Raw genomic sequence first — 13197 nt, forward strand, 5'->3', positions numbered from 1 at the left:
TAAACACAAACTGAATACAGTTAACTTGCCGCAGGGGGTTTTTCTTGGTTCTTTAACAAGGAAAAGATTGTGGGAATAAGTTATCGGTTTAAAAAAATTAGCTCGTCTCTCGTTCAAGCAAAAAACTTGCTCATTGTTTTTGGGTTTCTTCTGTCTACCTCCGCCTACGCAGGTGGTAACTACACTCTTTATAGTTATCATAACGTTCCTCCCTTCGTTACGGGTAAAGATACTGGCTTAACATATGATTTAGCCAAACATCTAACTCACAACAGCACATCTGGTCACAAATATTCTGTCAGAATCCTGCCCAGAAAGCGTCTTGATGAGCTTATGGCAAAAAAGAGTATCATCGTTCCATGGGTAACCCCTATTTGGTTTAAAACCCTTACTTCACCGGAAACAAACTGGTCTTCCCCAATCATGATGGACTCAAGTGTTTATGTCTGGAAAACCGGCAAAGACAAAAGTTACAAAGCTCCAGAAGACTTAATTGGATCTAAACTTGGCGGTATTCGAGGTTACAAATACGCTGGAGTAGATCCACTGGTGAAAGACAATAAAATAAGAAGAACCAACACCAACAGTGAATGGCAGTTACTCCAAATGCTACTTTCTGAGAGAGTAGACGTCGGCATAATGCCTGAAGCAGGCGTATGCAATTTAATTAAAACTCAGGGCCTCGTCGGACAATTAAAGATCACTCAACATCATAACTTTACCCGCAAAATCATGATTACAGGCTCATCACAAAAACATTTAATTCCAGAGCTAAACAACTTAGAAAATAACCCCGTTTGGACAACAACGCTTAGCAGATACGGCACGCACATCACGCCATTAGACAATCGCAACGAGGATAACTATTGTGATGTGTTAGCCGCTAAGACGGGGTTAATACTCAACTAGCAACCGACTTAACCTCTTTTAATCAGTATCGTCTTCATGCGTATTATCCTCAGCCGTAAAGGCTTTGATTCCCAATATGGCGGTGGCCCGAGTCCCATCCTTCCCGATGGACGTATTTACTCACTTCCCATTCCACATCACGCCGGACCGAACAGGTTTACAGAACTTGCCTCTCCTTTTGGGAATTTAGGCAACGTAATTCATCAGCTAAATCCAAAATTGGCACACGCCAAAGATTTCACCCACCTAGACCCTGACCTCTATCCTCCCAGCCTTTCAAGACACGAAAGTTGGCGGCCCTGTTTTGGACAGTACGGTGCCGCGCAACAACATTTATCAAACCAAGGTGTTTGTGCTGGAGATCTGTTTTTATTCTTCGGTTGGTTTCGGTGTGTCGGTGAAAATTTCAAGCCCCTTGCTAAACAACCTGATTTACACGTAATTTTTGGCTGGCTACAGGTCGACCAGATCATAACGGTTGGAGAGAATATTAGAGAAGCCGCTCAAACCTACCCCGAGTTTGCTGACCACCCTCATCTAAAGGCTTCTTTTGGGTCAAATAACACGCTTTATACTTCAAGCGAGAAACTTAAACTGCAAAATCATGATACGGACATACTGGGCGGGGGTATTTTTTCTAACATTACTTCAACGCGTGTTTTAACAGCAGAAAAATCAACGCGTTCCATCTGGCAACTTCCCAAATGGTTTGCCCATCCTTCGCCCGCACTCTCTTATCACTTAAAGAACGAGAAATGGGTAAAATCAGGAACAGGTTGGAAATTAAAGTCCGCCCCAAAAGGACAGGAATTTGTTATCAACACCAAAGGGAGAACCAGACTAGCCAACAGCTGGCTACAACAGCTTTTCCAAGATCAATAAGTCAGTATTGCCTTAATAGAATTCGATTTTAACAGCGTCCCGTCCACTCTTTTGAAAACGGAGATAGGGAACGAAGTCTATCCGCAACGCTTGATATTTTCCCGATTGATTTACCTAACGCGCCACCGATCTTAAGAACTTCAGCGATACGGCGATCAAGGAAGTTCCAGGTTTTTTCATAACCTTCCGACTTGTCTTCAAGCCAGAACAACATCGTCGAACTATAGACACCTGAAAGCAGCAGCCGTTTGCTGTAAAAATTATAATCCGTAGACTTATCGCCTGCCGCCAGCCACATAGCATCAACCGTATCATAAAGGTTATGCATACCTTCTGATGCTTTCAATGGCATTACAAAAAAACTCATCCCCTTTCGAACAGCTTCCCGATGAGGCTCCATTAGCTCAAGCCTTATGCGCACAGCCAAAGTGATGCGTTCTCTCACCTTCATGTTATCTAGATCACGCTTTTCCAGCTCACCCATCATATGGGTATCCAAACGCTTGTTAAAATAACGAAGAATATCCGTCATACCACGAGGAAAAAGTATGGCTATTTTTTGCGATGACAACTCACAACTTGCCCCAATCTCCATGAGGATAGAATCACTCCAGCCTTCGAATGGAACAACAGGGAGAAGCGCATCCAGTAATTTATCTTTTTGCTTATCACTCATATTCTTGATTTCTTTCCCCTTATGAAAAGATGTCCCACAACATATCTAAGCTTGGATACCTTAAACTTGAGATTTCGTCTTACTCAGACTTCTGATGCGCAGCTTCAGAAGAGAAAATCAACTGGCGCATGTCTGTCATTCTCTCAGGATAAAGTATGCCATCCAAGTGATCGTATTCATGTTGAATAACACGTGCGTGAAATCCCGTAGCTTCACGCTCTATTAGTTTACCATCAAGTCCATATCCCCGATAGCGAATTGACCGATGACGAGGCACTTTTCCCATAAGACCCGGAATAGAAAGGCACCCTTCCCAGCTCTCATCAATTTTTTCATCCAAAAACGTGAGCTCTGGATTGATCAATACGGTCAAAGGAACGCTACCATCGCTATCAAGTGTAATCCCCAAACGTTCGGCCTCGGATTGAGCACGTAATTTCGAAACAAAAAAGATAAAAATCCGAAGGGACTCGTAAATCTGGGGCGCAGCAATACCTGTTCCTCCAGCGTCATTCATTGTCTCGATCATATTCTCGACAAGATCGCTAATATACGGACTCGTGGGGTTATCAACCGGATCAGCCTTACGCCAAAGTACGGGATGTCCCATTTTTGAAATTTTAAGTAACGTCATGATTATACTATGTAACTCATGACTCCATGGGTCAAAACAAATTCATTTTATTCTTCAACACAACCTTCATTGCGATTATATCGCGTGCGCAATCTTGTGAAAATCAAGGGAAATCCTCACAAAAGAATCTCGAGAGTCGTAAATTCTTTCCTTCACATTCGCTATAGGCTGTGATAATCACACCCCTGAACCTGCTATGCCTTGGTATAGCGGAGGTTCTTTATGTGTTCAACTCGGGCAACCGAGAAAACTCAGTCAGGTCATTTAGGGTCTGACGTTAGAAAGGAGCTGATCGCCCGTGCAAGTACACGTTCGAGATAACAATGTTGATCAGGCTCTTCGCGCGCTAAAGAAAAAGCTGCAACGCGAAGGTGTCTTCCGTGAAATGAAGTTGCGTCGTCACTTCGAGAAACCATGTGAGCGCAGAAAGCGTGAAGCGGCTGAAGCAGTTCGTCGCTATCGCAAACTTCTACGCAAGCGTATGGAGCGTGAAGGCTATTAAGTCTGTTCGGCGTTTGTTGAACGTCGCTTAAGGCGAGATATCTTCCTATAAATGGAAGAGGAATGGGCTGCTATCTAATTCAGATGGCAGCCTGTTTTGCATCTGGTCACTTTGTGTTTGATTCCTGGGTGTTTGTTTCCTGGGTGTTTGATTTCTGGATTTACTTTACTGTCCAGGTATTGGCATTCGGGTCCAACCCAACCAAAGCCAGACCGTAAGCGACAGATTCCAACTGTTTACCACTTGCAAGCTTGTCACGGCCAAAGTGCTTGGCAAAGAGATTTTGGACAGCAGGCACATAAGACGTCCCACCAGTTAAAAACACCTTGTCGATGTCAGAGACCGCCATATTACTATCGACGAGCAAGCTTTCTACTTTACTTTCAATTGCCGATAAGTCTTTAGAAATCCAGTTTTCAAAATCGGCACGAACAACTTTTTCTTCGATTTTTTGATCACTGAACTCTACCGAAAAGGTTGTCTCCTCTTGAGTTGTCAGCGCCATCTTGGTTTTGGAAATAGCATCGTAGATATCCATAGACCAATCGTTATCAACAACATCGATAAAAGTTTCGATCAATTTCGGATTTACCGCAACCGCCTTAAGCTCTTTCAATTCTCTCATGGTCGTTGGACTTTTTAAAATGCCGAGCTCGTGCCATTTAGAAAAACGATTGTAAAAATTATTCGGCATATCCAGAACCTGTCGATCCAGAGAATAGTAGCTGCTACCCTTACCGAGATACGGAGAGACAATATGATCAATCAAACAGCTATCAAAACTATCCCCTGCAATACCGATCCCTGCATAACCAAGAGGCGTTGAGCTCAGCTGATCCCCTTTGCGTTCAAAACGAATAATGGAAAAATCGCTTGTCCCCCCACCGAAATCAGCGACAAGAATTGTCGCTTCGCGCTCAACCTTGCGCGCGTAATAATAAGCTGCGCCCACTGGCTCATAAACATAGCTTACATCTGTAAAACCAATGCTGCCATAAGCTGCATCATAACGCTCTCTCGCAAGATTTTCGTCTGGTGAATATCCTGCGTAAACAATAGGCCGGCCAGCAATAACTGTGGCATTCCCACAAGCGAGCTGTTCAGCTGAATCCTCCATAAATCTATGGAAAAAGTCAGACATAATGTCTTGTAAAGTATAGCGCTTGGAAAAAATTTGAGTTTCGCTGAACAGACTACTCGCGATATGGCTTTTGAATGACTGGAGAAATCGTACTTCCCCTCGCGCCGTCAAATATTGATCGAGAGCCCAGGGACCACCCGTAACATCAACATGTGCGCGTTGATTTTGAACAGTCATTTCATAACAAAGAAGGCTTCGGTAAACGTCATGAAATATATCGTTGTGTTTAAATTTCACAGAGCGAACAGGTTTATCCCGCTCCGCCAGAGCAATCACAGTATTGGTCGTACCGAAATCGATACCAATTGAGAAATCACTCATGGCTTCGTCCTAAAAGAATGCAGTTATAAATGGGGAGGCGATAAATGATCGTTTTTTGCCAACTATTCAAGCTCTGATTTTAAGACAAAGAAAAAGGGTACCTGAATAGGCACCCTCTTCTATATTTTATCGTGTAATGATTTGTATCAAAGCTGCTCAAGTGCCTTGACGATTTTCTCACACATTTGCTTGGCATCACCAAATAGCATCATTGTGTTGTCTCTAAAGAAGAGCTCATTTTGAACTCCCGCATAACCCGCAGACATACCACGCTTGAGGAACAGAACTGTCTGAGCTCCATCAACCTCAAGAATTGGCATCCCATAAATCGGAGATTTAGGGTCAGTCTTCGCAGCAGGATTTGTAATGTCATTGGCACCAATAACGAAAACCACATCCGTTGACTTAAAGTCCCGGTTGATTTCATCCATCTCAAAGACTTCATCATAAGGCACAGAAGCTTCAGCCAAAAGAACGTTCATATGACCCGGCATACGCCCAGCAACCGGATGGATCGCATAACGTACTTTCACGCCATCAGCTTTGAGAAGATCCACCATTTCACGAAGTGTGTGTTGGGCTTGTGCAACAGCCATCCCGTAACCCGGTACGATAACCACAGAGCCTGCGTTTTTCATCAAGAAAGCAGCATCATCTCCTGAACCAGATTTGACCATGCGATCGTCATCACCATCAGCACCTGCTGGACCAGCTTCGCCTTCGGCACCAAAACCACCGAGGATCACACTAATGAAAGAACGGTTCATCGCCTTACACATAATGTAGCTCAGGATCGCACCAGAAGAGCCAACCAGCGCTCCTGTTATGATCAAAAGGTTATTCTGGAGCGTAAAGCCAATACCACAAGCTGCCCACCCGGAATAAGAATTCAGCATGGACACCACAACGGGCATATCAGCCCCGCCGATTGGCAGAATTAACAAGAAGCCGAGTAACAGAGTAACCGCGACCAATATCCAGAGATAAATCGGCTCTTGCGTCGTGCAAAGTAAAATCAGCAGAACAACAACAGAAGCACCCAGCGCAGCATTTAGAGTATGCTGAAACTTAAACACCAACGGTCGCCCGGAAACCAGGCCTTGAAGCTTAGCAAAAGCAACCACTGAACCGGTAAAAGTAATTGCGCCGACTGCCGTACCAATCGCAAGCTCAACAAGACTTGAAACCTGAATATCCCCGACAATGCCAATACCATAAGCTTCGGGTTTGTAGAATGTTGCCAAGGCAACACAAACAGCCGCAAGACCAACCAAACTGTGAAAAGCCGCAACCAGTTGAGGTAAAGCCGTCATCTGGATACGAAGCGCGATCACAGTACCAATTGCCCCACCAATCACGAGTCCGAGAAGGATCGTACCAAAACTAACAATCCCAGGTGCAGCCAGGGTCGTTCCGATGGCAAGAGCCATTCCGACCATACCAAAGATATTTCCCTGGCGACTTGTCGTTGGATGAGAAAGACCGCGCAGTGCCATGATAAAACAGACAGAGGCAGCGAGATATAACAGTGCAGATAAATCTGATGACATAATAAGCCCCCCTATTGTTTTTTCTTGAACATCTGCAGCATACGCTGTGCGACGATAAAGCCACCGAAGATGTTAATTGCGGCAAGAACGATAGCAATGAAGCCCATGATCTCACTAAACCCAAGATCAGCAGGTCCAGCGGCAACCAGCGCCCCGACGATAATCACCGAAGAAATGGCATTGGTAACCGCCATTAAAGGTGAATGGAGTGCGGGCGTCACATTCCAAACCACATAATACCCGACAAAAACAGCAAGGATCAGAACCGTCAGCCCCATGATAAAGGGAGATCCACTGGTTTGGCTCGATGCGTCGACCACCAGTCGGCTTGCCTCAGAAGCAAGCGATGCAACTTCGTCTGATAAAGCACGGGCAGAATTGGCAGCTTCCGTAGCCTTATTGATAAATTCTTCACTCGACATCAGGCAGACCCTCCCTCTTTTTTATCTTCAGCCTTCGCTGGAGCTGGCTTCGTATCTTTCTTGGATGAAGCTTTTGCTTTAGCTGTGGTCTTTGTCGAAGATTTAGCCTTCGCTTTAGCTGGAGCTTTAGCTTTTTTAACAGGCTTCACCGGAGAAGCTTCACCAGTTTCAGTCTTAGATACTGTATCCATTTTCTTAGCTGGCTTTGCTTTTTCAGCATGAGCCAAGGCAGGATGCACAATACTTCCTTCGTGCGTCACACAGGTGCCTTTTATAATTTCATCGGCCCAGTCAATTTTCAGTTCTTTGGCTTCTTTATCAAATAAGAGCTCGAAAAAATTATATACGTTACGGGCGTAAAGTGATGAGGCATCCGTTGCCAAGCGCCCTGGCATATTGTCATAACCAACGATGGATACATCGTGTTTGACGGCAACTTTACCTGCTTGAGACAGTTCACAGTTCCCACCAGCTTCAACAGCCAGATCGACGATAACAGACCCAGGTTTCATGGATTTAACCATATCAGCAGTCACCAGTACTGGTGCAGGACGGCCCGGTATCAAAGCTGTCGTAATAACCATATCCACTTTCGCAATGGTCTCGGCAATCAGTTTGGCTTGTTTGGCTTTATAACCATCAGACATTTCTTTGGCATAACCGCCTGCTGTCTCTGCTTGCTTGAACTCATCATCTTCGACCGCCACAAAAGACGCACCCAAACTTTCGACTTGTTCTTTAGAGGCAGGACGTACATCTGTTGCCGACACGACAGCCCCGAGGCGTCGTGCGGTCGCAATAGCTTGAAGCCCTGCAACACCAGCCCCCATAACAAAGACTTTTGCAGGGGCGATTGTACCTGCGGCGGTCATCATCATCGGGAATGCTCGGTTAAATACAGCAGCGCCATCCAAAACTGCTTTATAACCAGCAAGGTTTGATTGGCTTGAAAGCACATCCATGGACTGAGCACGTGTTATGCGCGGAACGAAATCCATCGCAAAGGCCGTTAATCCCGACTTAGCAAAGGCGTCCAGTTCGGGAATCGAGCGATAAGGATCTGCGATAGAAATAACGATGGTACCTTTGGCAAGTCCCTTGATTTCGTCCTCTTTACCACCGGTGATCGGCTTTTGGACCTTTAGGATGACCGCAGCGTCTTTGTACGTCGTTACAGCATCGTTTCCTATTGTCGCGCCAGCGGCCTTGAAGGCTTCATCGGTAAAGCTTGCAGAAGCCCCTGCGCCCTTTTCGATCATGACGTCACACCCCAGAGCGATCATTTTTTTGATCGTTTCAGGAGAAGCAGCCACGCGTGTTTCGTTCGAACGGCGCTCCTTGGGAATAGCAATTTTCATTTTATCTCCCCACATGAATTCCCCAGCCGGCACTTTGCGCCCGGCTACATACCATTTTTATTAAAGCTTTTTTCTACCATATGCCGCAAGTGTGCACTGCACAATAACTGACTAATTCGGTCACATATAATGGATTAAGATATATTCCAGTAAGGAAAATATCTCATATAGGAAACCTCTTCCCCATAAATTAAGGACAGAATTTCACCGATTCTCATGTATACACAGGTTATTTTTCGGGCAATTTTTCAAGATTTCCGGATAGAGGAAGATTGTATTTTTGAAGGGCAGCAGACTGCTGTCTGGATAAATTATGATGGTCAAAGTCACCAATAAGATCATGGAAGAGTTGGTGCCAGTTGATCTCTGCTTTTAAGTGCATGAAAACCGATCCAAGTCCGACAGCGGCCCGGTCCATCAGTACAAATTCCCGGGGCGGCTTGACCCCACCCAATCGGCGAAGTTCGTTGTGCACTTTGTTGGCAATTTTCGCACCATAGGGACCACCTTTATGGTCATCCACAATCGTTCGTTTGCGATCTTGTAACAGCGGGCCGTAAAGAAAATGTGCCCAAATATTTAAGGTATCGAGCATTTCCCTGTTCTTAATATTAAAACCCCAGCTCTCATAAGCCTTTACGGCCAGCGCCTCGTCATTCTGCTCTAATCCAAAATAGAGATCGATGACCCCTTTAACGAAGGAAGGTTCAAAAACCCTGATACAACCAAAATCCAGAAGGTTGATATCCCCGTTTTGTCGAATAGAATAATTGCCTAAGTGAGGATCTCCATGAATGACGCCGTACTTGTAAAAGGGTACATACCAAGCCCTAAACATATTCATTGCGACCTGATTACGCGCTTCAATATCATTTTCATGATCTTTGATGTAATCCAGTAACGGGCTGCCATCGAGCCACGTCATGGTTAGAAGGCGACGGGTCGTCAGATCATCGATAGATTGAGGAACAAAGATTTTGGTTTCATCCCATAATATGTGCTCATAGAGTTTCATATTCTGAGCTTCACGGAGATAATCCAACTCTTCACGCAAGCGTTCAGATAACTCTTTGTGGATGTTTCCGGGGTCAATTGCCTTGTCGTAACGCCGATAAATTCCAAAAAGCAAACCAAGTTGCTTTAAATCCGCCTCGACCGCAGAAGCCATGTCCGGGTATTGAAGTTTACAAGCCAGTTTGGCCCCGTCGTGTCCTTGAGCACAATGAACCTGCCCAAGAGAGGCCGCAGCTGTGGCCTCGTGTTCAAAGGTTTCATATTTTCGTTGCCACCCCGCACCCAGTTCGCTTCTCATTCGACGCTTGACGAAGAGCCATCCCATAGAAGGCGCATTCGATTGGAGTTGCCGTAATTCTTCGGCGTATTCTTTGGGTAAGGCGTCGGGAATGGTGGCCAGAATTTGAGCCGCTTTCATCAAAGGGCCCTTTAAACCGCCCAAGGCATTTTTCAAATCTGAAGAATGTTTATCACGATTTAGACCCGTACCAAAAACCCGGTTGCCGACAACTTGGGCAGCCAGACCACCAATAGACGTCCCGACTTGAGCATAGCGTTTCAGCCTTCCGCCAAAGTGAGATTCCTGATCCCCAAAATCATCCGTCTTATTGTCATTCGGCACTTCAAATTCCTTCAGCCCTAACGATCTACACACTTTTACCTGTGAACACAGGTGCTTTCTTTTTGACGCACTCTCACGCATACCCGTTACAGAATATTTATCAAAAGCCTCTAAATCCATGTGAAAAGTCAGAACTGATGCTACCATCATAACACTCAAGACTAAAGTAGAGCCCTATTAAAAATAGAGACGGTATATGACAACGACAGATAAACGCTTATGGGTCCATCAAGCTGTAAAGAAAATTGAAGCCGATTTTAATCGATCCTCGGATACCCACCTGATCAAACTTGATCTGCCGAGTTGTCACGGTATTGATCTCTATTTCAAAGACGAGACCACCCACCCCACAGGCAGCTTAAAACACCGTCTGGCAAGATCACTCTTCTTGTATGGCCTTTGCAATGGCTGGATTGCGCAGGACACACCGATTATCGAATCATCATCGGGCAGCACCGCGATATCAGAAGCTTATTTTGCCAGATTACTCGGCCTTAAGTTTATCGCGGTGGTTCCCCGCACAACCGCACGGAAAAAGCTGGCGCAGATAGAGTTTTATGGTGGTGAATGCCATCTGGTTGACCCAAAAGATATTTACGATGAATCCAAACGCCTAGCCCATGCATTAAACGGCCATTACATGGATCAGTTTACCTATGCAGAGCGGGCAACTGACTGGCGAGGCAACAACAACATTGCCCAATCCATCTTTTCCCAAATGGCTCTCGAACCTCACCCTGATCCTGAATGGGTCGTTGCTAGCGCCGGCACGGGGGGAACATCTGCAACAATTGGCCGTTTTATCCGGTACGAAATGATGTGTAGTTCAGCAACCAAGCTCTGCATTGTTGATCCGGAAAATTCTGTTTTTTACGATTTTTACCATAGCGGAGATAAAAAACTCACCAGTGCTGTCGGATCCCGCATTGAGGGCATCGGTCGTCCTCGGGTTGAACCTTCTTTTGTGCCTTCTGTGGTCGATCGAATGATCCGTATTCCCGATGCTGCTTCCATAGCAGCCAGCCACCTTTTAGAAGAACTTTTGGGGCGAAAATGTGGTGCTTCGACAGGAACCAACCTTTGCGGAGCTTTCCACCTTATGTCCGAGATGAAGGCGCAGGGTGAGAAAGGCAGCATCGTGACGTTGATATGCGATTCAGGTGAACGCTATCTCGAGACTTATTACAACGAGAGCTGGTTGAAAGAAAAAGGACTTGATACAGAACCTCACCTCAAAAACCTCAAAAAATTCATGGAAACCGGCAAATTCAACGTCGAAAGTTAAAGCAAAAAAGCACCTCCCTATTTGAGAGGTGCTTTTTCAGTTACCCAAAAGCTTTAAGCCTTATTCTTCCATGGCTTCAAGTTGATCAATAAATCCAGATACCACTTTCAAACCCTGCTTCCAAAAATCAGGATCACTGGCATCAAGTCCGAAGGGCGCTAATAATTCCTTATGGCGTTTTGTACCCCCGGCAGAGAGCATCTCGAGATACTTCTCGGCAAAGCCTTCTTCGCTCTGTTGATAAACTGCATAGAGAGAATTAACCAGACAATCCCCAAAGGCATAGGCATAAACATAGAACGGTGCGTGGATAAAGTGCGGAACATAGGACCAGTAAGAAGCATATTCATCTTCAAAACGAATTGATGGCCCCAAGCTTTCTCGCTGTGTATCCATCCAGATCTCACCCAACTGCTCAGGTAATAACTCACCTTTTCGACGCTCGTCATGGACTCTGGTTTCGAACTGATGCATCGCGACCTGCCTAACCACCGTATTAAGCATGTCTTCAACTTTCGACGCCAACATAATGCGCTTTGCTTTTGCATCAGTTTTCTTTTTCAGCACCGACTGGAAGGTCAGCATTTCCCCAAAAACAGATGCCGTTTCAGCCAACGTCAAAGGTGTATCCGACATCAAGGGGCCTTGAATACCCGCCAACACCTGATGAACACCATGTCCGAGTTCATGGGCCAGGGTCATGACATCACGCGTACGCCCCTGATAGTTCACAAGTAAATAAGGGTGCGCGCAAGGGACGGTTGGATGCGCAAAAGCACCCGGTGCTTTTCCAGATCTTACTGGCGCATCAATCCAAGGGTTATCGAAGAATTTCTTCCCGACAGCCGCGAGTTTAGGTGAAAACCCGGCATACGCTGTCAAAACAGTTTCGCGTGCCGTATCCCAGTTAATAACATCATCATCATCATCAGGGAGCGGAGCGTTACGGTCCCAATAGGGAAGCTGCTCTACACCAAACCACTTTGCTTTTAACTTGTAATAACGATGCGCAAGATCTTCGTAAGAAGAAGATACTGAGCTTACCAAAGCATCAACGACCTCGTCTTCAACAACATTGGCAAGGTTGCGCGCAGAAACCGGGCGTTTAAATCCGCGCCATTGATCTTCGACTTCTTTATCTTTGGCCAGCGTATTTGTGATATGAGCAAAAAGACGTTGGTTTTCACCCAAGACTTTTCCCAAAGATTGCGCAGCTTCTTTACGAATTTCAGGATCACGATTACTTAATTTGTTGAGGATTTGTGCTGAACTAAGATTGTCGCCTTGAAACGGAAACTTTAAGCTCGCCATCGTTTCATCAAACAGGCGTACCCAGGCAGATCGGCCTGACACGCTTTTTTCGTGTAACAACCCTTCGAGTTCATCAGAAAGCTGATGATCTTTCTGGGCACGCAGCTCTCTCAACCATGGGGCATATTTCGAAAGAGAACTGTTTTCAATCTTCTCTTTTAGCACACTCTCTTCAAGCTTGTTCAGCTCCAACGTAAAGAACAGAATGTGCTTAGAGATACTTGTGCTGCGCTCTTGCATCGATTGGAAGAATTTGCCGACCTCAGGATCGCTCATATTTCCGGCATAAACAAGGTAGGCATAGCTCATAACCTTACCCATAATTTCCTGAGTATTTTCAAAGGTCACAATTGCTTCATTAAGATCATCGCCGCTTAAACTTGCGAGCTTACCTAAATATTTTTTATTAAAGGCAATGGCAGCTTTTTCAGCCTTCACTAAATCAGCTTCAAGCTCACTTGAAGCAGGTGAAGGGTAGAGATCTGTTAAATCCCAGGCAGGTAGAGTTCCAAGCTTTTCGTCAATAACATCTTTGGGGTGAGCAGCTTCGGTCCCAGCTTCCATCATGGA

General features: G+C 45.4%; 11 protein-coding genes and 1 pseudogene. 4 read left to right on the forward strand and 8 right to left on the reverse strand.

The features are described 5' to 3' along the window. Positions 1 to 69 precede the first annotated feature (69 nt). Positions 70 to 909 (forward strand): substrate-binding periplasmic protein, encoded by an 840-nt coding sequence (locus ACFSKO_RS00875; protein WP_380247417.1) that lies wholly within the window; start codon positions 70 to 72, stop codon positions 907 to 909. A gap of 36 nt (positions 910 to 945) precedes the next feature. Beyond that, entirely contained in the window at positions 946 to 1791 is an 846-nt protein-coding gene (locus tag ACFSKO_RS00880) for an Nmad3 family putative nucleotide modification protein (RefSeq protein ID WP_380247419.1), read from the forward strand. Positions 1792 to 1819: 28 nt separating this feature from the next. Here ACFSKO_RS00880 and ACFSKO_RS00885 read toward each other — a convergent pair whose 3' ends face one another. Both ACFSKO_RS00885 and ACFSKO_RS00890 read right to left on the reverse strand, forming a co-directional pair. Further along, positions 1820 to 2467, reverse strand: coding sequence for a COQ9 family protein (locus ACFSKO_RS00885; RefSeq protein ID WP_380247422.1), 648 nt, complete (start codon positions 2465 to 2467; stop codon positions 1820 to 1822). 79 nt (positions 2468 to 2546) lie between these two features. Beyond that, complete coding sequence (locus tag ACFSKO_RS00890; protein ID WP_380247424.1) at positions 2547 to 3101, reverse strand: peptide deformylase; 555 nt, start codon at positions 3099 to 3101, stop codon at positions 2547 to 2549. A 298-nt stretch (positions 3102 to 3399) separates the two neighbouring features. Here ACFSKO_RS00890 and rpsU point away from each other — a divergent pair, with 298 nt between their 5' ends. After that, on the forward strand, positions 3400 to 3603 hold the full coding sequence (rpsU, locus tag ACFSKO_RS00895; RefSeq protein ID WP_380247426.1) for a 30S ribosomal protein S21: 204 nt from the start codon (positions 3400 to 3402) through the stop codon (positions 3601 to 3603). A gap of 160 nt (positions 3604 to 3763) precedes the next feature. Here the strand turns inward: rpsU and ACFSKO_RS00900 are convergent, their stop codons facing one another. The 5 genes and pseudogenes from ACFSKO_RS00900 to ACFSKO_RS00920 all read right to left on the reverse strand — a co-directional run bounded on the left by ACFSKO_RS00900 (position 3764) and on the right by ACFSKO_RS00920 (position 10031). Then, positions 3764 to 5065, reverse strand: coding sequence for an Hsp70 family protein (locus ACFSKO_RS00900; protein ID WP_380247428.1), 1302 nt, complete (start codon positions 5063 to 5065; stop codon positions 3764 to 3766). A 146-nt stretch (positions 5066 to 5211) separates the two neighbouring features. Further along, the gene (locus tag ACFSKO_RS00905; RefSeq protein WP_380247431.1) at positions 5212 to 6615 is read right to left on the reverse strand and encodes an NAD(P)(+) transhydrogenase (Re/Si-specific) subunit beta; all 1404 of its coding nucleotides are present in this window, start codon (positions 6613 to 6615) and stop codon (positions 5212 to 5214) included. Between the two features lie 11 nt (positions 6616 to 6626). Further along, the gene (locus tag ACFSKO_RS00910; RefSeq protein WP_380247433.1) at positions 6627 to 7037 is read right to left on the reverse strand and encodes an NAD(P) transhydrogenase subunit alpha part 2; all 411 of its coding nucleotides are present in this window, start codon (positions 7035 to 7037) and stop codon (positions 6627 to 6629) included. Positions 7038 to 7210: 173 nt separating this feature from the next. Then, positions 7211 to 8395 (reverse strand): annotated as a pseudogene (locus ACFSKO_RS00915) (Re/Si-specific NAD(P)(+) transhydrogenase subunit alpha); the annotation flags it as partial. 229 nt (positions 8396 to 8624) lie between these two features. Next, positions 8625 to 10031, reverse strand: a complete 1407-nt coding sequence (locus ACFSKO_RS00920; protein WP_380247435.1) for an ABC1 kinase family protein — start codon at positions 10029 to 10031, stop codon at positions 8625 to 8627. A gap of 196 nt (positions 10032 to 10227) precedes the next feature. Between ACFSKO_RS00920 and ACFSKO_RS00925 the strand changes: the two genes are divergently transcribed. Continuing rightward, entirely contained in the window at positions 10228 to 11316 is a 1089-nt protein-coding gene (locus tag ACFSKO_RS00925; RefSeq protein ID WP_380247438.1) for a PLP-dependent cysteine synthase family protein, read from the forward strand. A gap of 60 nt (positions 11317 to 11376) precedes the next feature. Here the strand turns inward: ACFSKO_RS00925 and ACFSKO_RS00930 are convergent, their stop codons facing one another. Continuing rightward, a complete protein-coding gene (locus tag ACFSKO_RS00930; RefSeq protein ID WP_380249404.1) occupies positions 11377 to 13191 on the reverse strand; it encodes a M3 family oligoendopeptidase in 1815 nt (604 codons plus the stop codon). Positions 13192 to 13197: the final 6 nt, after the last annotated feature.

The sequence above is a fragment of the Kiloniella antarctica genome (assembly GCF_042682825.1).
Lineage (GTDB): Bacteria > Pseudomonadota > Alphaproteobacteria > Kiloniellales > Kiloniellaceae > Kiloniella > Kiloniella antarctica.

What these genes read in the sequence shown, in the direction of transcription:
- ACFSKO_RS00880 (WP_380247419.1), top strand. Translation starts at nt 946, where the DNA reads ATGCGTATTATCCTCAGCCGTAAAGGCTTTGATTCCCAATATGGCGGT.
- ACFSKO_RS00885 (WP_380247422.1), bottom strand. Translation starts at nt 2,467, where the DNA reads ATGAGTGATAAGCAAAAAGATAAATTACTGGATGCGCTTCTCCCTGTT.
- ACFSKO_RS00890 (WP_380247424.1), bottom strand. Translation starts at nt 3,101, where the DNA reads ATGACGTTACTTAAAATTTCAAAAATGGGACATCCCGTACTTTGGCGT.
- ACFSKO_RS00900 (WP_380247428.1), bottom strand. Translation starts at nt 5,065, where the DNA reads ATGAGTGATTTCTCAATTGGTATCGATTTCGGTACGACCAATACTGTG.
- ACFSKO_RS00905 (WP_380247431.1), bottom strand. Translation starts at nt 6,615, where the DNA reads ATGTCATCAGATTTATCTGCACTGTTATATCTCGCTGCCTCTGTCTGT.
- ACFSKO_RS00910 (WP_380247433.1), bottom strand. Translation starts at nt 7,037, where the DNA reads ATGTCGAGTGAAGAATTTATCAATAAGGCTACGGAAGCTGCCAATTCT.
- ACFSKO_RS00925 (WP_380247438.1), top strand. Translation starts at nt 10,228, where the DNA reads ATGACAACGACAGATAAACGCTTATGGGTCCATCAAGCTGTAAAGAAA.
- ACFSKO_RS00930 (WP_380249404.1), bottom strand. Translation starts at nt 13,191, where the DNA reads ATGGAAGCTGGGACCGAAGCTGCTCACCCCAAAGATGTTATTGACGAA.